The sequence below is a fragment of the Pseudonocardia sp. CA-107938 genome, assembly GCF_050936315.1.
GTDB lineage: Bacteria > Actinomycetota > Actinomycetes > Mycobacteriales > Pseudonocardiaceae > Pseudonocardia.
Window position 1 is genome coordinate 1,581,341 of record NZ_JBNJNA010000002.1, and the last position, 19,143, is coordinate 1,600,483.

A 19,143-nucleotide genomic window follows, 5' to 3' on the forward strand; every position below is an offset into this window, starting at 1 on the left:
TTCTGCCCTTGATCACCGCAACGGCGGCCGCGAACCGAGCGATCAGCGCGTGACCTCGGCCCGCGGGTGGCGCAGCAGCGTGTCGACCGCCGCCCGCAGTGCGGTCACCCGCGCGACATGGTCGGAGTCGACCGGCCCGGCCGTCCCGGGGACGTCCGCGGGCGCTGCCCCGATCGCGACTGCCACCTGCGGGGGGAGGGTGGCGAGCAGGCCGGGTCGCGGCGGGCCGGCCGCCAGTGCGCGAGCCCCGATCCGCACGTACCCGACCAGCGGGCCGAGGTCGGCGATGGTGTCGGCGAGCGCCTCGGCGGCGTCGTCGTCCGCGTGCGGGTCGACGTCCACCACGACGCCGCCGCCGGTGTCGCCGACGACCCGCGCGGCGTCGGCGAGGGTGGCGACGGCGGTGCCCGGGGTCGGGGTCATCAGCGCGCGCAGCTGGTAGTGCTGCGCGAGCTCCGCGAGGACGGCGAAGAGCGTGGTCGGGTCGCCGCGGCCGGCGCGGGCGGTGACGTACTGCGCACCGATGCGGACGCCGATCTCCAGCGCCCGGACGTACGCTTCCCGGCCGTCGATGACGTGCAGGTCGGGTCCGAGCTCGACGCTGCCGACGTCGAGGACGGTGACGCGGGAGGCGAGCAGGGCCTCGATGAGGTCGCGCAGCATGGGCGAGCCGAGGCCCTTGGACCACCACTCCTGCTCGTCGGCCACCGCGGCGACGCGCAGGCCGATGGACTCCACACCGGCGGCGCCGGCCAGCGCCACCTGCCGCACCGGGTCCATCGGCAGGACGACGGACTGGTGCAGGGCGATCCGGTTCATCGGGTCACCGTAGGACAGGGCGGCCCGGGTCCTCCCAGGAGTGCTGCCGCGTTGTCCCCCAGGATCGCGCGGGTCTCCGCCGGACCCAGGCCCAGCGCCCGCACCGTGCCGATCGGGTCGCGGTCGGCCAGCTCGAAGGGGTGGTCGGTGCCCAGCAGGACGTGGTCGGCGCCGACGTCGGCGACGAGGCGGCGCAGCTGGACGGGCGAGAAGACGGCCGTGTCGTAGAACAGGCGTCCGGTGTACTCGCTGGGCGGCAGCGGGGTCGTGCGGGCGACGTCCTTGCGCTCCCAGCCCAGGTCCAGGCGCCCGCGCAGTGCCGGCAGGCAACCCCCGCCGTGCGCGAGGCACAGGGCCAGGGGGAACCGTTCGAGCACCCGCCCGAGGACCAGGCGGGCGACGGCGAGCGCGGTCTCCATCGGGTAGCCGACGAGCTGCGGGAGCCAGAAGTCGGACTGGCGGTGCGCGTCGGGGACGCCGCTGGGGTGCAGGAACACGAACGTCCGTCGCTCCGAGAGCAGCGCCCACAGCTCGTCGTTGACGGGGTCGTCGAGGTCGCGGCCCGCGCCCCGGCTGCCGATGGCGATGCCGGCCATGCCGAGGTCGTCGAGCGCGCGGCGCGCCTCCTCGGCGGCGCCGGGCCAGCCGAGCGCCACCGAGCCCAGGCCGAGCAGCCGGTCGGGTGCCTCCGCCACGTAGGTCGCCAGCTCGTCGTTGCCCGCCGCGACGACACCGCGGGCGAGCCGCTCGTCGTCCGCGGTCGAGCAGAACAGGAACGGTGGCAGCGAGACCGCGTGCCGGTCGACGCCGAGCGCGGCCATCTCCGCCAGCCGGGCGCCGACGTCGTACTGCGACCTCGCCAACGGCAGGGGCGCCCGGGGTCCGACTCCGCTGACGCGCGGGTCGATGCGGACGATCCCGTCCGCCACGTCGGAGAGATCGGCCAGCGTCCGGACCGCCAGCCGCTGCAGCAGGGGGAGCGGCATGGCGTGCGCGTGCACGTCGAGCGCACGTCCGCCGATGACGTCCATGGCGACACACTCCCGGTGCCGGACGGTCGGTGCCCACCGGCTCTCACTGGTCGGAAGATCCCCGCGACGGGCCGTGCCGAGGCGGACGGGCGTGCGACCGTGCAGGTCGAGGGGAGGGCCGATGAGTGTCTACCAACTGAACAGGTGTGTGTACGACTGGGTGCGGGCCGGCGAGGTCGGCAACGCCGGGTCGGACGGTCGGATCGGGTTCGACGACTCCGGCTACGACCTCACGGACGACGAGCGCGCGGCGTTCGCGGAGCAGGACGTCGCCGGGCTCTACCGGCTCGGGCTGCACGACGTGCTGCTCAACCGGTTCTGCCGCGCCGCTGGATTCGGCCGTGACGAGTACCGGAAACTGCTGGAGCCGCTCTGGCGTCCGGCGGAGAGGAGGGGCCGGTGGCAGACATAGCCCTGGCGTACTGCGCATCGCACGCGCCGTTGATGTCCTCGGCCAGGATGGCCGCGCCGCAGGAGCAGCGGGACAACTTCTTCGGGGCCCTGACCCGGTTGCGCGAGCAGTCGGTCGAGCGCGGCGTGGAGGCCGTGGTGGTGCTCGCCAACGAGCACTTCACGAACTTCTTCCTGGAGAACTTCCCGCAGATCTGCGTCGGGCTGGGGGAGCGGAACTGGGGGCCGGTCGAGGAGTGGCTGCCGATCGAGAAGGTGTGGATCCCCGGCCACCCCGGCCTGGCCACGCACCTGGCCGAGCAGACCCTGCAGGCGGGCTTCGACCCGGCGTTCTCCCACCAGCTCGAGCTCGACCACGGGATCATGACCGTCTACCACGAGCTCGACCACGAGATGCGGCTGCCGCTGGTGCCGATCGTGCAGAACTGCGCTGTGCCGCCGATGATGCCGCTGCGCCGCGCCTACGAGTTCGGTGTCGCGCTCGGCGCGGCCATCCGGTCCTACCCCGGGCTGCAGCGGGTGGCGCTCGTCGGGGCCGGCGGGATCTCGCACTCCCTCGGCAACCCCCGCGTCGGCGACATCGAGGAGGGCTTCGACCGCTGGTTCCTCGACCGCCTGGAGAAGGGCGAGCTCGACCAGGTCCTCGACATGCCCGACAGCGAGATCGAGCTGGCCGGCAACGGGGCACACGAGATCCGCAGCTGGCTGGCCGTCGCCGGTGCGATGGCACCCGTGAACGCGACGAAGCTGGCCTACGAGCCGGTGCAGCAGTGGATCACGGGCATGGGCGTCGTCCAGTGGGAGACGGAGGAGCGATGATCAGCGGCACCACGACCCTGATCGCGCACATCGGCGACCCGACCTTCGCCTTCAAGGCGCCGTTGATCTACAACCCGTGGTTCGAGAAGAACGCGATCGACGCCGTGGTGGTGCCGATGGGAGTCCGGGCGGGCGACTTCCGCGCCATGTTCCCGCTCCTGTTCCGCATGACGAACATCCGTGGCGCGCTGGTGACCATGCCGCACAAGGTGGTCACCGTCGAGCTGGTCGACGAGCTGACGCCGACGGCGGCGGTAGCGGGCTCGGTGAACGCGGTGCTCCGGCGCCCGGACGGCTCGCTCGTCGGCGACCAGTTCGACGGCGCGGGCTTCTGCCGCGGGGTCGCCCGCAAGGGCTTCGACGTGACCGGCAAGCGGGCGCTCGTCGTCGGCGGCGGCGGGGTCGGGTCGGCGATCTCCGCGGCGCTCGCCGCCGACGGGGTGGGCACGCTCGGGCTGTACGACTCCGCCCCGGCCACGGCCGAGGGGCTCGCGGAGCGGCTCGCCGCGCACTACCCGGACCTGGAACTGCGGACCGGGTCGAAGGATCCCGACGGGTACGACCTCGTCGTCAACGCGACACCGCTCGGGATGCAGGACGACGACCCGCTGCCGGTCGACGTCGACCGCATCGCGCCCGGCACGTTCGTGGGTGAGGTCGTCATGCGGCAGACCATCACGCCGTTCCTGGCCGCGGCCCGGGCCAGGGGCTGCCCGATCCAGGTCGGCAGCGACATGCTCTTCGAGCAGATCCCGGCCTACCTGGAGTTCTTCGGCTTCGGCACCGCCACCCCCGACGAGCTGCGGGCCGTCTCGCAGCTGCCGGGTTGAGCCGCGGAGGTTCGGCGGGGCGAGCTGGCGTGTCGATCAAGGGCAAACGGTCGTGCTGGATCGATTCCGCAACGACCTTTTGCCCTTGATCAACCTCCGCGCTGGGCGAGCGCAGGCCGAGCACTGCCGTCCAGCGGAAACCGGCGCGGAACTCGTTGACCGTGGTGGCGGTCACCGCTGCACTGTGCCGACAGCCCCGGCGGGTGCCGGCGGGCTCGGTCGTCGAGGAGGACGCATGAGCAGCGAGATCGTCGAGCCACCCGGCTCGCACGAACCGGTGGAGTACGCCAAGACCCCGAAGAAGGCGGCGGCCAGCGGCTGGATCGGCAGTGCGCTCGAGTACTACGACTTCTTCATCTACGCGCAGGCCGCAGCGCTGGTGTTCCCGCTGATCTTCTTCCCGTCGAACAACCCGCAGGTGGCCATCGTCGCTTCCTTCGCGACGTTCGGGGTGGGCTACGTGGCCCGCCCGATCGGCGCGTTCGTGCTGGGGCACTGGGGCGACACGCACGGGCGCAAGAACGTGCTGGTGCTGTGCATGCTGATGATGGGCGTCTCGACGTTCGCGGTGGCGCTGCTGCCGACCTACGCGACCGCCGGGATCTGGGCGCCCATCCTGCTGGTGGTGCTGCGGCTCATCCAGGGCTTCGCGGTGGGCGGGGAGATCTCCGGCGCCAGCGCGATGATCATCGAGCACGCGCCGTTCGGGCGGCGCGGCTACTTCGGCAGCTTCACCCTCCAGGGCGTGCAGGCCGGGCAGGTGCTGGCCGCTGCGGTGTTCCTGCCCCTGTCGGCGGCGATGTCGGCCGAGGCGTTCCAGTCGTGGGGCTGGCGGATCCCGTTCCTGCTCAGCGCGCTCGTCGTCGTCGCCGGGTACATCATCCGCCGCCGCGTTGACGAGACCCCGGCGTTCAAGGAGGAGGCCGTGCACGGCGCCCTGCCCAAGGCGCCGATCGTCCAGGCCGTGCGGGAGAACGGCCTCGACATGTTCCGCGTGATCTGCATGGCGCTGATGAACGCGATCCCCACCGCCGTCACGGTGTTCGGTGCGACCTTCGCGACCAACGCCGGCTACGGCGTCGGCCTCACCTCCACGAACTACCTGTGGATCTCGGTGGTCGGCAACGTGGTCGCGGTGATCCTGATCCCGTTCGTCGGCAACCTGTCCGACCGGATCGGCCGGCGGCCGGTGATGATCGTCGGCTGCCTGGGCTCCGGCATCCTCGGATACTTCTACCTGTACTTCGTGTCGCAGGCGAACATCGTGCTGGCGTTCGTGTTCGCCATGCTGATGTGGGGGATCGTCTACCAGGGCTACAACGCGGTGTTCCCCGCGTTCTACCAGGAGCTGTTCCCGACCAGGACGCGCGTCACGGCGTTCGCGATCTCGCAGAACATCGGCACGCTCATCACCGCGTTCCTGCCCACCATCTACGCCGCGCTGGTCGGGCCGACGCCGAGCGCCTGCGTGGTCGACAAGAAGTTCGCCGGCGACGTTGTGCTGCCCTCGGGTCAGACGTGCCGCGCTGCCGCGGACGCGATCGAGACCAGCGTGGTGTGGACGGTCGGCTCGTTCACGCTGGGGCTCGCGATCATCGCGGCCATCGCGGCGTACAGCGCGCGGGAGACCTTCCGCGTCCACCTCAACGACCTCGGGCGCCGCGACGCACCCGAGGTGCCGCGCGAGGAGTACGACCGGCTGCGCGCCGCGGTCTGACCGAACCCGCGGCCGGGTCGGAGGGAGCACCGACCCGGTCGCGGACGGTCAGCCGGCCGCAGGCGTGGCGACCGGGACGCTGCCGGCGAGCTCCCGGGAGAGGCTGCGGCTCGCGATCTGCAGCGCCGCCATGACCGGCTGCAGGTCGGCGCCCAGGTCACGCACGGTCAGCTCGATCGCGGCGACCACCTCGCCACCGGCGCCGAAGACCGGCATGGCGACCCCGCAGGTGCCGGCCTCCAGCTCGCAGCGCGTCACCGCGACCCGGGTGAGCCGGGTGACGGCCAGCGCGCGGCGGAACCGGTCGGGAGAGGTCACGGTGTGCCGGGTGTACTGGCGCAGCCCGCGCATGATCGTCATCTCGACGACGCCGGTCGGGGCGAAGGCCAGCAGCGCCCTGCCCAGCGCGGTGGGGTGCGCGGGCAGCGTCGCCGCGGGGGAGAACGCGGTCACCGGCCGGAGGCCCGGCTGCTTCTCGATGTACGCGACGTCCAGCTCCTGCAGCACGCCCAGCCGGGCCCGGCAGCGGGTGGCGGCGGCCAGGTCCTCCAGCACGTACGGGGCGCGCTCGGCGATGCTGGACGGGCAGGTGCCGCGGGTGCCGATCATGCGCAGCGGCAGGCCGGCCCGGTAGCGACCGTGCTCGGTGCGCTCCAGCATCCGCCACGACGTCAGCTCGGACGCCAGGCGGTGCGCCGTCGAGATCGGGAGGCCCGCGAGGCGGGCGATCTCGGTCAGGGAGTGCTCGCTGCCCTCGGTGAACGTCAGGAGGATCGACGTGATCTTGCTGGTGACCGATCGGCCCGATTCCACCGAGTTCCCAGCCATCTGAGCGTGCCTCCTCGTCGTCGAGCGCCTGCAGCGCACCGACGGCGAACCGACCCGACGACAACCGCACGCGCCGGGCGAACGCCAGGCCGGCAGCCGTCGCCTCGTGCCCGACGATCGCGGCCCGTCCCCAGGTTCGCCCCAGGGTCCGACCCCAGGGTCGACCCGAGTTCCCGCGGGAGCGCGGAGGCTAGACAGCGGTGACCGTGGCGAGCAGTTGCTCCGCCGCGCCGAAGGCGATCGCCCCGTCGAGCGGGTTGGAGTAGGTGCGTGACCACGCGATCAGCCCATCCCTGACGCGGGCGAACATCACCATGTCGAAGATGAACTGCTTCCCCGTGGCCAGGACGCGGCCGTGGAGACGGTAGTCGGCGACGACGAGCTCGGGGTCCGTCGTCTCGTGCACGTGGACCTGGTCCACGGCGGTGAACTTCTGCAGCTTCGCGCCTTCCCGCAGGTGCGCCCGGAAGGCGTCCCGTCCCGGCTCCTGGGCGGGTGCACCCGGCGGCAGGTAGGGCATCTCGAAGACGGCGTTCGTGGTGAAGAGGTCGGCCATCGCCTCGCTGGGACCTTCGGCGGTGAGGCGGAGGAAGTGGTGGAGGACTTCACGCGGTGCGGCAGTGGTCATGGGACACTCCTCTCGACGCAACCGGGGCGCTTGCCCCGGTTGCGCGAAGGACTATACGGGGCAAGTGCCCCGCTTATCAATGGCCCCAGTCCCGGTGCCGGGAGGACACGTGACCACTGAGCGACAGCGCCCGCTGCGCGCCGATGCCCGCCGCAACCGGGAACGCATCCTGGAAGCCGCCCGCACAGCCTTCGCGTCCGAGGGCCTCGCCGTCCCCCTGGACGAGATCGCCCACCGGGCCGGGGTCGGGCCGGGCACCGTCCACCGCCACTTCCCCAGCAAGGAGGCGCTGATCGAGGCGGTCGCATGCGAACACCTGGAGCGGCTGACACTCGACGTCCGCGCCGCCCTGGCCGACCCCGATGCCGGGCCGGCGTTCTTCGCCTTCCTCGCCAGGATGACCGCCGAGGCCGACACGAAGCAGGACCTGACCGAAGCCGTCGCTTCAACGGGCGGCCCCATGGGCGCCGAGGCCGAGGAACGTGCCGCGCAGCTGCGCGAGCAGTTCGGCTCGCTCCTCGCGCGGGCCCAGCAGGCCGGGGCCGTACGCGACGACGTGGACGCAGCCGACGTGCAGGCCATCGTCGTGGCCGCGCTGTCGGCCGGCCGCCGACGCAGCACGGATGAGCGGCCCGGGAGGCTCGCAGAGATCGTCTTCGACTGCCTGCTCCCGCGCCGGCTCCACGGCCGCCCTCGACGTGCGGAGCTGTCCCGAGCGATCCCTCCTGGGCGGTCGCCGGTCGGGTAGGGTCCCCGGCCGGGGGCATGCTCCCGACGAACGGAGGACGGACATGACGCCCTTCGTCGGACGGCAGCTCGAGGTGGCGGCGCTGCGCTCCCGGCTCGCGGAGACGGTCGCCGGGGACCCGCAGGTCGTCCTGATCGACGGGCCGCCCGGCATCGGGAAGACGGCGCTGGTCGAGCACTTCCTCGCCGGTGTGGAGCAGCCGCTCGTCGTGCTGCGCAGCGGCGGCGAGGAGACCGAGGCGCTGCTCGCCAACGGGGTGGTGGAGCAGGTGGCCCGGTCCGCCGGGGCCGCCGGGGCGGGGCTGCTCGCCGCGCTGGGCGCGGAGCCGGTCCCCGATCCCGTCAGCGTCGGGACGCGCATCCTCGACATGGTGGACCGCATCGAGGGGGAGATGCCCGTCGTCCTCGTGGTCGACGACGCCCACTGGGCCGACCTGCCGTCGATGATGGCGCTGGTCTTCGCGCTGCGCAGGCTGGTGGCCGAGCCGCTCCTCGCGTTGTTCACCGCGCGGGCCGAGGAGGTCGCAGCGCTGCCCGAGAGCCTGCACCGGCTCGTCAACGGGCACCGCGGCAGCACGCTGCGCGTGCGCGGCCTCGACGAGGAGGACCTCCTCGAGCTCGCCCGCGGGCTCGGTGTGCACGAGCTGGGCCTGACCGCCGCCCAGCGGCTGCGCTACGGCACCCAGGGCAACCCGCTGCACGCCAAGGCGTTGATCGAGGAGTTCCCGCCGGACCGATGGGTGCCGCTGCAGCAGCCGCTGCCCTCGCCGCGCTCGTTCCGGGTGCTGGTGCAGGACCGGTTCGGCCGATGCTCGGCCGCGGCCCGCGCGCTCGTCGAGGGGGCGGCCGCGCTGGGCCCGCACTGCCCGCTGCCGCTCGCCGCCGCCGTCGCCGGACTCGACGCGCCGCTGCCGGCACTGGACGAGGCGGTGCGCGCCGAGCTGCTCGTGACCGACGAGTCCCGCACGCCGTGGGTGCTGTCGTTCCCGCACCCGCTGGTGCGCGCGGCCGTCCACGACACGATGGGACCTGCCCGCCGCCACGCCCTGCACACCGCGGCCGCCGGTGTCGTCACCGACGAGGCCGAGATCCTGCGGCACCGCGTGGCGGCCGCGGCCGAGCCCGACGACGAGCTGGCGGCCGACCTGACCCGCTTCGCCGACGCGGAGGCCGAGCGGCAGGCGTGGCAGAGCGCGTCCGCGCACCTCGTCGACGCCAGCCGGCTCAGCACCGCCCCGGCGGAGGCGCAGCGGCGGGTGCTGCAGGCCGTCGAGTGGACGCTCCTGCGCGGCGACGCGGCGAGCGCGAGCCCGTTCGCGCAGGAGATCGCGACGTTCCCGCCAGGGCCGCTGCGCGACGCCGTCCTCGGCTCGCTCGCCACGGCGGCCGACGATCCCGCCGCGGCGGAGCACCTGCTGGCGACCGCCTGGTCAGCCGCCGACGGAGCCGACAGCGAGACCCTCGCCGCCGTCGCCACCGCCATCGCGATCCACCACTACGGGCGCCTCGACGCCGCGGGCACCGTCGAGTGGTGCGAGCGCGCGCTCGCCCACACGGCACCGGGCACCGCAACGCGTGCGGTGACGCAGACCTACCTGCTGCACGGGCTCGGCTACGCAGGCCGCGCGGAGGCGGCTGCCGCGGTCGGGAAGGCCGCCGACGAGGACGCCGGAGCGGACGAGCTGTGGCTGAATCCCCGATCGGCGCGGGGTGTGCTGCGCCTCGTCGACGACGACCTCGACGGTGCGCGCGCGGACCTCGAGTCGGTGGCTGCGACGGCGACGCGGCTGGGCATCCTCAACACCACCGCGTTCGGGTTGGCCTACCTGGCGCGCGCCGAGTGGACGGCGGGGGAGTGGGACGGCGCGGCCGTCCACGCCGAACGGGCGGTGGCGGTCAACCTGCAGTCCGACTTCGGGTTCATGCAGGCCGCGGTCGTCGGCATCGCCGTGCTCGTGCCGGCCGCCCGCGGCGACTGGGCGACCGCGACGGCGCACGTGCGCGCCATGGGCGAGGGCACCGCCGGCTACGAGCGGTCCGTCGTCGCGCGAGGGATGGCACGGGCGCGGATCGGGGAGGCGCAGGGCGACGCGGCCGCGGTCGTCGCCGCGCTCGAGCCGGTGTGCGGGTTCCGCTACCGCGACGCCGTCGACGAGCCCGGCTTCTGGCCGTGGCAGGACCTCTACGCCGACGCGCTGGTGGGGGTCGGGCGCGCTGCCGAGGCCGACGCGTTCCTCGTCCCGCACGAGCACCGCGCCGCGGAGCGGGGCCGGCGGTCCTCGATCGCCCGGCTGGCCAGGTCCCGCGGCCGGGTGGAGGCCGCGCTCGGCCGGATCGACGCGGCCGAGGCGGCGTTCGCGCACGCCCTCGACGTCTCGGACGGTCTGCGGGCCCCGTTCGAACGCGCCCGGATCGAGCTCGCCGCTGGTGCGGTGCTCCGCAGGGCGGGTCGGCGGCGGCGCGCGGCGGAGCTGCTGGCCGCGGCCGAGGACCGGTTCACCGCCCTCGGTGCGCTGCCCTACGCGCAGCGGTGCGCGAAGGAGCTGGCCGGCTCCGGGTTGCACCCGGCGCGCCGCGCCACCCGCGACCGGACGGAGCTGACGTCGCAGGAACTGGTCGTCGCCCGGCTGGCGGCCGCCGGCCGGAGCAACCGCGAGATCGCGGACGAGCTCGTCGTCAGCATCAAGACGATCGAGTACCACCTGCGCAACGTCTTCCAGAAGCTCGGCGTGACCGGGCGCCGGCAGCTGGCGGACAGCGGGATCGACTGATCCGCGTTCCCACTGCACGGAAGGGCGTTGCACCGGACCACCGCGCTGACGAGGGTGGACGCGTGAGGATCATCCGGACCGATGCGGCGCCCACGCACACCGGGCCCGTCCCGCAGGCCGTGGAGGCGGGTGGCTGGATCCACGTGTCGGCGCTGTTCGGCGCGCACCCGGACGACCACGCCATCCCCGAGGACGCGACCGCCGAGGCCGAGCAGCTCTTCGACAACCTGGAGGCGATCCTCGCCGCGGCCGGGGCGACGCTCACCGACGTCGTCCGGGTCGGGATCGTCATGCGCGCGCTGCAGCGCGACCGGCCCGCGTTCAACCAGGTGTGGGCGCGGCGGTTCGGCGACCACCGGCCCGCGCGCTCGGCGATCGAGTCGACGGACTTCGGACGGGCGGGCGAGCACGCCCGCTTCATGGTGGAGGTCGCCGCCTACCGTGGTTGAGCTGGTCGCGAGCCACTACACACTCACCGGAGCCGGGTTCGCCGAGCCGCCGCGCCATGGGTTCGCCGAGCGCTGCCGGGCGGCGGCCGACGCCGGGTTCGCCGGCATCGGCGTCCACGTCGACGAGCTGGACCGCACGCCGCCGGCGGACATGCGGGCCGTCCTCGACGCGACCGGGCTGCGCGTCGTCGAGATCGAGTTCCTCGGCGGCTGGGCGCTCGACGGCCCCGACACCGCGCTCGTGGAGCGCATCGAGGCCGTCGCCGACGCGGTGGGTGGACGGCACGTCAGCACCGGCGAGTTCCGTGCCGGCGACCTGGACCGGACGGCCGCCGCGCAGCGGCTGCGGGAGCTGGCCGACCGGCTCGCCGCCCGCGGCCTGCTGCTCGCGCTGGAGGCGTTCCCGTGGTCCGCGCTGGACGGTCCGGCCGCGGCCGCGGACCTGCTGCGTCTGGCGAGCACGGCGGGCGCCGGGCTGATGGTGGACGTCTGGCAGTTCTGGAACGGCGGCGGCGACCCGGGGATGCTCGCCGATGTGCCCGTGGCCGCCGTCCAGCTCAACGACGGGCCGTACGTGCGGCCCGCGACCCCCGCGGAGTACCTGCACCACGCGCGCGCGGCCCGGCAACTGCCCGGCACCGGCGAGCTGGACGTCGTCGGCCTGGTGCGGGCGGCCGCGGCCGCCGGGTTCACCGGGCCGTGGAGCGTCGAGGTCAACACCCCGCAGCTGCGGGCGCTCCCTGCTGCCGAGGCGGCGCGTCAGGCCGCGTCGACGGCGCGGGCGGTCCTGGACGAGGCGCTGGGCTGAGCCGGCTCAGCGGCGGCGCCGGAGGCCGGGCCGGAAGAACGCCAGCAGGACCGGCTCGTCGACGCCCGGCCAGATGCCGGTGAGGGTGGGACCCCGCTCGCGCGAGCCGTCGTCGGGTGCGCCCTCTCCGACGGCGCGCTGCACGCCGACCTGCAGGACCCCCGTGTCGATGGCCGTGATGCCGCCGGCGTCGAACCGCTGCATCGGCACGGTGGCGTCGACCGCGGTGCCGTCGGTGATGACGCCGCCGCTGCCCCGCACGTGCACGCGCGGCGCGTCGTCGTCGGGATGCGGGGCGGACTCGTGGCCGCCGGCGAGGATCGTGGTGCACAGGGCGGCGAAGTAGACCGGGTCGGCGCAGCCGTCGTAGACCCAGCGGGTGCCCAGCTCCGGGTGCTCGACCGTGCCGAGCAGCGCGAAGTCGCCGTTCTCGAGCGGCTCGGGCCGGTGGGTCACCGGCACCTGCAGCACCCGGCCGTCGGCGGTGCGCACGAGATGGGTCTCGATGTCGACCTCGCCGTCGGGATCGGCGAAGCGGAACGACCCGACCAGCTCGTCGGTCAGCGGGGCCCGCGCCCACGGCTGGTCCGGCACCCACGCCGCCACCAGGGCCCGCAGCGTCGGGGTGAGCTGGGCTCCGGGAGGGGTCAGTGACATGGGCAGACGCTACAGGCGACCGGTCACCCTGCGGAACCGTCGAGCCGGCCGAGATCGGCTTCCAGCACCGCGACGGGCAACCGGGCCAGCACGATCCCGCGTCGCTGCCACGTGTAGGTGACGACCAGCTCGTCGCCGCGGACCACGGCCGTCGGGTAGGAGTACTCGCCGACCCCGCTGGTCACCACACCTGCGTCGCCCGGGGCGAACCCGCCGGGGTCGGCGCTCGCGTCGTGCGGCACCGACTCGTCGACCGGCGTCCGGCCGTCGTCGACGACGAGTGCCGCACGCCAGGTCAGGCCGTCGTCGTCGGAGACGGAGATCGTCAGCGGGCAGCGGCTGCCCCAGTCGTCCGACGACGGGTTGTGCACGCAGGCGACCCGGCCGGACGGGAGGGCGACGGCGGCGAGCCCGGAGTTGTTGTTGGGCAGGCCGGTCGGCTCGGCCGGGGTCCAGGAGCGGCCGTCCGGTGACGTGGACCGGTACGCGTGGCCCTCGGTGCTGCGCATCAGCGCGACCACGCCGGACCTGCCGGCCCACAGCGACGGCTGGATGTGCCCGGCGCCGCGCAGGCCGGCGCGGTCGACCGGGATCTCCGCGCGTTCCCAGGTGCGGGCGTCGGTCGAGACGTCGACGAACGGGTCCCAGCGCGGCGGCGCGCCCCACCGCTCGACGGAGGCACCGGCCAGCCACAGCCCGTCGGCGGTCAGCAGCGGCGGCGTCCGCACCGGGCCGCGACCCCCGGACGCGTCACCCGGCACCAGCTCGCGCGCCGGCTCCCAGGTGGCGCCACCGTCGTCCGAGCGGGTGACGAGGGTGCGCCACTCCGAGATCCGCGGGCCGACCTTGCAGAACAGCCACAGCTGCCCGTCCGGCCCGTCGGCGAGCACGGGGTTCCAGTGCGCCGCGTCGTGCCCGGTGTCCAGGACGGTGGTGGTTCCGTCTCGCCACAGGACGATCCGGTTGTCGGGCGTGCCCTCCCGGGTGCCGGCGAACCACGCCGCGACCCGTCCGTCGGGGGAGACGGTGGAGGCGTGGCACTGCGTCCACCGCGGATCGTCGATGGTCAGGAAGGTGCGGATCACGCGACCGGGGCGGGCACCAGCCGGGCGATCGCGTCGGGATCGGGCAGGGCGGGCGCGGGCATGCGCAGCGCTCCGGTGCCGAAGCCGAGCAGGGTCAGCGCATGCTTGATGCCCTCCACGCTGCCGCGGGTGGCGGCGAGCACGGCGTCCGCGCGCTGCTGCGCGGCCCGCTCGGCAGCGGCGTCGCCGGTCGCGACCGCGTCGGCGAGCGCCGCGAAGACCTCCGGGAACGCCGCGGAGAGCCCGGACACGATGCCGGCCCCACCCCGTCGCACGACCGCGCCCAGCGTGGTGTCGGCGCCCGACCACAGCCGCGCGCCCGCGGGCAGGGCGTCCAGGTAGGCATCGAGCTGGTCGTTCGCCGACCCGGACAGCTTCACCCCCGCCAGCCCCGTTGCGGCTGCGATCCCGCCGAACTCGGCCGGCGTGACGTCGACGCCGCTGCGCTCGGTGAACAGGTAGCCGTAGGTCGCGGCGTTCCCGGCGGCCGCGACGATCGCGGCGAAGTGGCGCGCGACGGCGTCGGCGTCCGCCGGCAGGTAGTACGGCGTCAGCGCCGCGACGCGGCGCACACCCGCGGCCACGACGTCCCGGGTGAGCGCCACGGCCTCGCGGGTGCTCGCCGCCCCGACGTGCACCACCACGCGATCGGCCCCGAACGCGGCCAGCGCCAGCTCGGCGAGCGCCACCCGCTCGGGTCGGTCCAGGGCGGGGAACTCGCCGGTGGTGCCGGCGACGAACACGCCGTCGACGCGGGTGGCCAGCCAGTCGAGGTGGGCCGCCGTCGTGGGGCGGTCGAGCTCACCGCGGACGTCGAAGAAGGTGGGCAGGGCGGCGAGCACTTCGGCTCGGGACATGGTGGTGCCTCGTTCGCAGTGGGAGAGGGGTCAGGACGCGTCGCGCAGCTGGGCGGCGAGCACGGATCGCATGCGGGCGCAGGAGCCGTCCAGGTGCAGGGCGAGCGCCGCGAGCGCGGGCTCGACCTCGCCGGACCGGATGGTCGCCGAGAGGTCGGCGTGGTCCTGGGCGACGGGGGCCAGGTCGCGGTCGGTGTTGGTGACCTCGAGCATCGCGGCGAAGATCGGGCGGTGCAGGCCCCAGGTCGCGGCGAGCCTGCGGTTGCCGGCGATCGTGTAGAAGGCCGAGTGGAAGTCCAGGTCGGCGGCACCGAACCGGGTGGGATCGGCATCGGCCGCGGCCGCGCGCATCGCCGCCACCGCCGCGTCGACGGGACGCCAGTCGGCGTCGGCGAGGCGGGCGATGGTCTCGCGGATCGCCATAGCCTCCAGCGTCTGGCGCACGGCGTACAGCTCGACCAGGTCGGTGTCGGTGAGGCCGCGGACGAACACTCCGCGCTTGCGGCTCTCCACCAGGCCCTCGATCTCCAGCTGGCGCAGCGCGTCGCGCACCGGGCCGCGGCTGACCCCGTACTCCTCGGCCAGCGCGCCCTCGACGAGGTGGGTGCCGGGCCGGACCCCGCCCTGCACGATCAGCGCGCGCAGCTGGTCGAGCAGCTGCTCGCCGAGTGGTGCGTGACGGACCGGGCCGGTGACCATGCGCAGACGTCCTCTCGGTGCTCGGTTCTCCGTCGACCGTAGTCGGTCGACGGTCATCCGGACACCGCCGTGAGATCTCGGCGGAACGTCTCGGGCGCCTTCCAGACCGCGATCATCGTGATCAGCGCGCCGAGCATCACGTAACCCGCCACCAGCGGCCAGCGGCTGCCGTCCGCCCCCGCGAGCGCGGTGGCGACGAAGGGGGTGAGCCCGCCCGCGAGGATCGACGCGATCTCGCGACCGGCCGCGGCACCCGTGTAGCGGCGGTCGGCCGGGAAGAGCTCCGCGAAGAACGCCGGCTGGATCGAGTTGATCGCGTTGTGGCCGACGTTCAGCACCAGCACGTAGGCCAGCACGATGAGCAGGAACGAGCCGGACTGCAGCATCCCGAAGAACGGGAACGCCATGACGAACACGACGGCGGCCCCGAAGAAGTACACCGGTCGGCGTCCGATCCGGTCGGACACCAGCGCGAAGACGCCGTGCGCGACGAACGCCACGACCGAGGCGACGAGGATCGCGGTGTTGAGCGTGCTCGCCGCGACGCCGATGGTCTTGCCGTAGGAGAGCGCGAAGACCGTGAGCAGGAAGTAGGGCAGCGCCTCGGCGAAGCGCAGGCCGAGGATGAGCAGCAGGCTGCGCCAGTCCTCGCGGAAGGTGCCGAGGATCGTGCCGGGCCGGCCGCTCGTGACCTCGTCGGTGACGGGCGCGACCGCTTCGGTGAAGACCGGGCTCTCCGACAGCGAGCGCCGCATCCAGAACGTGACCACCAGGATCGCCGCAGACAGGAGGAACGGCACCCGCCAGCCCCAGCTGAGCAGGTCGTCCTGGGGGAGCGTGTAGACCCAGGCGAACACGCCGGTGATCAGGATCTGGGCGGAGAAGCCGCCGGTGTTGGGCCATGCGCTGTAGAAGCCGCGCTTCTGCGGCGGCGCCGACTCCAGGACGATGATCATCGAGCCGCCCCACTCGCCCCCGACTGCGAAGCCCTGCACCAGCCGCAGCAGGACCAGGAGCACGGGCGCGACGACCCCGATGCTGTGGAAGTCCGGGAGAAGGCCGATCAGGATCGTCGACAGCCCCATGACCGTCAGCGTGATCAGCAGCGTGGACTTGCGTCCGCTCCGGTCGCCGCGGCGCCCGAAGAACAACCCGCCGAGCGGCCGGGCCAGGAACCCGACCGCGAACGTGCCGAACGCCGCCAGCGTGGCGACGAACCCGCTCGCGTCCGGGAAGAAGACCTTCGGGAAGACGACGGCAGCGGCCGTTCCGTAGACCAGGAAGTCGTAGTACTCCAGCGTGTTGCCCAGGAAGCTGGAGCCCGTGACCTTCCAGGTGTAGCGACGGTCCTGCTGCAACGCGGTCGCGACGACCATGCCAACGCCTCTCGCGTGGGGGACCTCCGGGTGGAGGCAGCACGTCCATGTGCCGCGACAAGGGTGAACGGTAAACGGTTAACCGTCAACGGATGAGCTCACTGGATCGGTACAGTCGCTCGGACTCAGAGCGGCAGGGCGAACAGGCTGAGCGGAGTGGCCGCCACGACGAGGGCGGCCGCGACCGCGACCGCTCCGATCGGGGTGGCGGAGCGCCGGCGTGGGGCCGGCCGGTCGAGCCGCCGGATGCGGTGGTCCAGCGCCGTGACGCCGGCGGCGAGGGTGTCGAGCGGGGTGGCCGGCAGCACGGCGTGCCGCCGCATCGAGCGGAGCGCGGACACCAGCGGTGCCGTCCCGACCCGGCGGGCGGCCGCGTCGTCCGCGCACAGCTCGACGAGCAGCGCCATCCGGTTCGCCATCACGCGGAACGGGCGCAGCGGCACCGCCCGGTGCAGGGCCTGGAACGGGGCGAGCGCGATGTGGTGGTGGTAGCGGGCGTGCGCCTCTTCGTGCGCGATGACGGCGCCGAGCTCGTCGGGGGTGAGGACGCTCAGCGCGCCTCGGCTGACCACGACGCAGCCGGTGCGCCCCGGCAGGTAGTAGGCGGTCACGGCGGGGTGGTCGAGCACGTGGACGTGCCGGTCGGCGTCGTGCGCGGCGACGAGGTCAAGGAGCTGCCGGTGGCGCGACCGGCGACGGTGGCAGCGCCACGAGCTGCCGGCCTGGATCGCGACCATCGCGGCGACGACGGCGAGACCCGTGCCGACCGCGATCAGCTGCGCGGTGGTGGGCAGCGGTGCTCCCGTCGTCAGGTCGGCGGTGAGCGCGGTCAGGCCGGGGACGATGCCGCGCGCGTAGGGCCGCAGGCCCGCCGTGAGCAGCAGCCCGACCGCGGACAGGGCGACCGTCAGGGTGCTGGCCTGCCACAACAGGATCGATGTCCGCGGCGCGCCCAGGCTGCGCGAGGACCGGGTGAGCGCGGCGATCGTGAGCACGCCGACCGTCAGCGTCACTGCGTGGTGGACGAGGTAGATCACGGCTGCTCGTCGGGGGCGTTCTGCTCGAGGGCGGCGCGCAGGACGGCGGCGTCGGTCTCGCTGACCGTGTGGGCGAAGCGGACGAGCGCGCCGTCGCGGTCGGCGGTGCGGTCGAGTGCCGCGAGCATCAGCTCTGCCACGTAGGAGTCGCGTGACCCGGCCGCGCTGTAGTGCCACGAGCGGTCGACCTGCACCCGCGTGACGATCCCTTTGCGGGTGAGGCGTTCGAGCACCGTCTTCACCGTCGTGTAGGCGATGTCGGGGTCGCCGAGTGCGGCGAGGACGGTGCGCACCGCGGCCGGCGCGGACTGCCGCCACAGCACGTTCATCACGTCCTGCTCGAGCTCGCCGCGCTGCCGGCCCACCCCGCCTCCTCCGGCCGGCCCGCCCAGGTCCGGCTCATCCACGGGCCAGTCTCGCATCCGGCTCCACCGGCGCGGCCGACAGCGCCACCGCGGCACCGGCGGCCGCCGCGGCCGATGCGGCGATCCACACGGGAGCGGTCGCTGTGACGTCGAAACCGGCGCCGACCAGCACCGGGCCGATCGCGCGTGCCGCCGCCGCGCCGGACTGCGCCCGGCCCATGACGCGGCCGCGAGGGGTGGTGGACATGCGGGAGAGCAGGCTCGTGCACGCCGTGGCCAGCACGCCCTGGCTCGCCGCGACGACCGCCACGACGACCGCGAACGCGATCGGCTCTGTCAGCGGGAGGAGCGCCAGCCCGGTGACCATGCACGCCGCCGCGGCCAGGGCGACCCGCCGCTCGCCCCAGCGCGCCGCCGCTACGACGAGCGGGCGCGCCTGGACGACCGTCATCGTCAGGCCTGCGGCGGCGAGGACGACACCGACGAACCGGGGCCCCGCCGCGAACCACGTGCCGGCCAGGAGCCCGACGCTCGACTCCAGCCCGACGAGCGCGAGCATCCCGGCCGCCACCGCGACCACCAGCGGCCACACCCGGCCCGTGCCCCGAGCGGCCGGCTCCGCGTGGTCGGCCCGCTCGACGGGTGTCCTCGGGATGGTCGACCAGGCGAGCACGAACGCGAGCGCGGCGAGTCCGGCCCCGGCGGCCGCGACCGCGGCGAACCCGGCACCGGCCAGCAGCGCGCCCAGCAGCGGCCCGACGGTGAACGCGGCACCGACGGACATGCCCAACCTGCCCATCGCCGCGGTCCGGCGGTCCACGCTCGTGAGGTCCGCGGCCAAGGCGTGCGCCACGCCGATGCTGCCGCCGCAGGCGCCGGCGAGCAGGCGGGCGACGACCAGCCACCCGACTGACGGCGCGAGCGCCATCGCGGCCAGCGACAGGCACGAGCCGGCCAGGCTCAGCAACAGCAGCGGACGCCGTCCGGCGCGGTCGGACCAGCGTCCCCACAGCGGTGCCGCGACGAACTGCGCGAGGGAGAAGCTCGCGAGGACCGCACCCAGGCCGGTGCCGCCGCCACCGAGGTCCAGGACGTGGAACGGCAGCGCCGGGAGCATCAGCGTCAGCCCGAGCAGGTCGACCAGTACGACGACCTGAAGACCGAGGACCGGCTCCCGGACGGCTCTGCTACGTTTCGTCACACTACGAG

At 74.0% G+C, this 19,143-nt stretch carries 20 protein-coding genes; 8 read left to right on the forward strand and 12 right to left on the reverse strand.

Going from position 1 to position 19,143, the window contains the following annotated elements; genetic code table 11:
• Positions 1-42 precede the first annotated feature (42 nt).
• Positions 43-819, reverse strand: coding sequence for a hypothetical protein (locus ACQEVB_RS40405; RefSeq protein WP_432985131.1), 777 nt, complete (start codon positions 817-819; stop codon positions 43-45).
• Positions 816-1,850: an amidohydrolase family protein gene (locus tag ACQEVB_RS40410; RefSeq protein WP_432985134.1), complete on the reverse strand. Its 1,035-nt coding sequence runs from the start codon at positions 1,848-1,850 to the stop codon at positions 816-818. The genes ACQEVB_RS40405 and ACQEVB_RS40410 overlap by 4 nt, the downstream gene beginning before the upstream one ends.
• Positions 1,851-1,971: 121 nt before the next feature.
• Between ACQEVB_RS40410 and ACQEVB_RS40415 the strand changes: the two genes are divergently transcribed.
• The 4 genes from ACQEVB_RS40415 to ACQEVB_RS40430 all read left to right on the forward strand — a co-directional run bounded on the left by ACQEVB_RS40415 (position 1,972) and on the right by ACQEVB_RS40430 (position 5,627).
• On the forward strand, positions 1,972-2,262 hold the full coding sequence (locus tag ACQEVB_RS40415) for a hypothetical protein (protein ID WP_432985137.1): 291 nt from the start codon (positions 1,972-1,974) through the stop codon (positions 2,260-2,262).
• Complete coding sequence (locus tag ACQEVB_RS40420; RefSeq protein WP_432985140.1) at positions 2,250-3,080, forward strand: hypothetical protein; 831 nt, start codon at positions 2,250-2,252, stop codon at positions 3,078-3,080. Before ACQEVB_RS40415 ends, ACQEVB_RS40420 begins: the two co-directional genes overlap by 13 nt.
• Positions 3,077-3,910, forward strand: coding sequence for a shikimate dehydrogenase family protein (locus tag ACQEVB_RS40425; RefSeq protein ID WP_432985143.1), 834 nt, complete (start codon positions 3,077-3,079; stop codon positions 3,908-3,910). Before ACQEVB_RS40420 ends, ACQEVB_RS40425 begins: the two co-directional genes overlap by 4 nt.
• 235 nt (positions 3,911-4,145) lie before the next feature.
• Positions 4,146-5,627 (forward strand): MFS transporter, encoded by a 1,482-nt coding sequence (locus ACQEVB_RS40430; protein ID WP_432985146.1) that lies wholly within the window; start codon positions 4,146-4,148, stop codon positions 5,625-5,627.
• Positions 5,628-5,675: 48 nt separating this feature from the next.
• Here ACQEVB_RS40430 and ACQEVB_RS40435 read toward each other — a convergent pair whose 3' ends face one another.
• The gene (locus tag ACQEVB_RS40435; RefSeq protein WP_432985149.1) at positions 5,676-6,455 is read right to left on the reverse strand and encodes an IclR family transcriptional regulator; all 780 of its coding nucleotides are present in this window, start codon (positions 6,453-6,455) and stop codon (positions 5,676-5,678) included.
• Between the two features lie 190 nt (positions 6,456-6,645).
• Complete coding sequence (locus ACQEVB_RS40440) at positions 6,646-7,083, reverse strand: nuclear transport factor 2 family protein (protein WP_432985152.1); 438 nt, start codon at positions 7,081-7,083, stop codon at positions 6,646-6,648.
• A gap of 109 nt (positions 7,084-7,192) precedes the next feature.
• Between ACQEVB_RS40440 and ACQEVB_RS40445 the strand changes: the two genes are divergently transcribed.
• From ACQEVB_RS40445 to ACQEVB_RS40460, 4 genes are all read left to right on the forward strand, one after another.
• The gene (locus ACQEVB_RS40445; RefSeq protein ID WP_432985155.1) at positions 7,193-7,831 is read left to right on the forward strand and encodes a TetR/AcrR family transcriptional regulator; all 639 of its coding nucleotides are present in this window, start codon (positions 7,193-7,195) and stop codon (positions 7,829-7,831) included.
• Between the two features lie 43 nt (positions 7,832-7,874).
• A complete protein-coding gene (locus ACQEVB_RS40450) occupies positions 7,875-10,601 on the forward strand; it encodes a helix-turn-helix transcriptional regulator (RefSeq protein WP_432985159.1) in 2,727 nt (908 codons plus the stop codon).
• 62 nt (positions 10,602-10,663) lie between these two features.
• Positions 10,664-11,050, forward strand: coding sequence for a RidA family protein (locus tag ACQEVB_RS40455; protein ID WP_432985162.1), 387 nt, complete (start codon positions 10,664-10,666; stop codon positions 11,048-11,050).
• On the forward strand, positions 11,043-11,858 hold the full coding sequence (locus ACQEVB_RS40460; protein WP_432985165.1) for a sugar phosphate isomerase/epimerase family protein: 816 nt from the start codon (positions 11,043-11,045) through the stop codon (positions 11,856-11,858). The genes ACQEVB_RS40455 and ACQEVB_RS40460 overlap by 8 nt, the downstream gene beginning before the upstream one ends.
• Before the next feature lie 6 nt (positions 11,859-11,864).
• On the opposite strand, the gene ACQEVB_RS40465 is transcribed toward ACQEVB_RS40460, so the two are convergent.
• The 8 genes from ACQEVB_RS40465 to ACQEVB_RS40500 all read right to left on the reverse strand — a co-directional run bounded on the left by ACQEVB_RS40465 (position 11,865) and on the right by ACQEVB_RS40500 (position 19,135).
• Positions 11,865-12,515: a maltokinase N-terminal cap-like domain-containing protein gene (locus tag ACQEVB_RS40465; protein ID WP_432985168.1), complete on the reverse strand. Its 651-nt coding sequence runs from the start codon at positions 12,513-12,515 to the stop codon at positions 11,865-11,867.
• A gap of 23 nt (positions 12,516-12,538) precedes the next feature.
• Positions 12,539-13,600 carry an exo-alpha-sialidase gene (locus ACQEVB_RS40470; RefSeq protein WP_432985171.1) on the reverse strand — a complete coding sequence of 354 codons (1,062 nt, stop codon included), beginning with the start codon at positions 13,598-13,600 and terminating at the stop codon, positions 12,539-12,541.
• Positions 13,597-14,457, reverse strand: coding sequence for a dihydrodipicolinate synthase family protein (locus ACQEVB_RS40475; protein WP_432985174.1), 861 nt, complete (start codon positions 14,455-14,457; stop codon positions 13,597-13,599). Before ACQEVB_RS40475 ends, ACQEVB_RS40470 begins: the two co-directional genes overlap by 4 nt.
• A 30-nt stretch (positions 14,458-14,487) precedes the next feature.
• A complete protein-coding gene (locus ACQEVB_RS40480; RefSeq protein ID WP_432985177.1) occupies positions 14,488-15,156 on the reverse strand; it encodes a GntR family transcriptional regulator in 669 nt (222 codons plus the stop codon).
• 53 nt (positions 15,157-15,209) lie between these two features.
• On the reverse strand, positions 15,210-16,532 hold the full coding sequence (locus tag ACQEVB_RS40485; RefSeq protein ID WP_432985180.1) for an MFS transporter: 1,323 nt from the start codon (positions 16,530-16,532) through the stop codon (positions 15,210-15,212).
• A gap of 125 nt (positions 16,533-16,657) precedes the next feature.
• Positions 16,658-17,569: a M56 family metallopeptidase gene (locus ACQEVB_RS40490; RefSeq protein WP_432985182.1), complete on the reverse strand. Its 912-nt coding sequence runs from the start codon at positions 17,567-17,569 to the stop codon at positions 16,658-16,660.
• Positions 17,566-17,976, reverse strand: a complete 411-nt coding sequence (locus ACQEVB_RS40495; protein WP_432985185.1) for a BlaI/MecI/CopY family transcriptional regulator — start codon at positions 17,974-17,976, stop codon at positions 17,566-17,568. Before ACQEVB_RS40495 ends, ACQEVB_RS40490 begins: the two co-directional genes overlap by 4 nt.
• Positions 17,969-19,135, reverse strand: a complete 1,167-nt coding sequence (locus tag ACQEVB_RS40500; protein WP_432985188.1) for an MFS transporter — start codon at positions 19,133-19,135, stop codon at positions 17,969-17,971. Before ACQEVB_RS40500 ends, ACQEVB_RS40495 begins: the two co-directional genes overlap by 8 nt.
• Positions 19,136-19,143: the final 8 nt, after the last annotated feature.

What these genes read in the sequence shown, in the direction of transcription:
- ACQEVB_RS40435 (WP_432985149.1), bottom strand. Translation starts at nt 6,455, where the DNA reads ATGGCTGGGAACTCGGTGGAATCGGGCCGATCGGTCACCAGCAAGATC.
- ACQEVB_RS40450 (WP_432985159.1), top strand. Translation starts at nt 7,875, where the DNA reads ATGACGCCCTTCGTCGGACGGCAGCTCGAGGTGGCGGCGCTGCGCTCC.
- ACQEVB_RS40485 (WP_432985180.1), bottom strand. Translation starts at nt 16,532, where the DNA reads ATGGTCGTCGCGACCGCGTTGCAGCAGGACCGTCGCTACACCTGGAAG.
- ACQEVB_RS40480 (WP_432985177.1), bottom strand. Translation starts at nt 15,156, where the DNA reads ATGGTCACCGGCCCGGTCCGTCACGCACCACTCGGCGAGCAGCTGCTC.
- ACQEVB_RS40405 (WP_432985131.1), bottom strand. Translation starts at nt 819, where the DNA reads ATGAACCGGATCGCCCTGCACCAGTCCGTCGTCCTGCCGATGGACCCG.
- ACQEVB_RS40475 (WP_432985174.1), bottom strand. Translation starts at nt 14,457, where the DNA reads ATGTCCCGAGCCGAAGTGCTCGCCGCCCTGCCCACCTTCTTCGACGTC.
- ACQEVB_RS40440 (WP_432985152.1), bottom strand. Translation starts at nt 7,083, where the DNA reads ATGACCACTGCCGCACCGCGTGAAGTCCTCCACCACTTCCTCCGCCTC.
- ACQEVB_RS40430 (WP_432985146.1), top strand. Translation starts at nt 4,146, where the DNA reads ATGAGCAGCGAGATCGTCGAGCCACCCGGCTCGCACGAACCGGTGGAG.
- ACQEVB_RS40415 (WP_432985137.1), top strand. Translation starts at nt 1,972, where the DNA reads ATGAGTGTCTACCAACTGAACAGGTGTGTGTACGACTGGGTGCGGGCC.
- ACQEVB_RS40410 (WP_432985134.1), bottom strand. Translation starts at nt 1,850, where the DNA reads ATGGACGTCATCGGCGGACGTGCGCTCGACGTGCACGCGCACGCCATG.
- ACQEVB_RS40465 (WP_432985168.1), bottom strand. Translation starts at nt 12,515, where the DNA reads ATGTCACTGACCCCTCCCGGAGCCCAGCTCACCCCGACGCTGCGGGCC.
- ACQEVB_RS40425 (WP_432985143.1), top strand. Translation starts at nt 3,077, where the DNA reads ATGATCAGCGGCACCACGACCCTGATCGCGCACATCGGCGACCCGACC.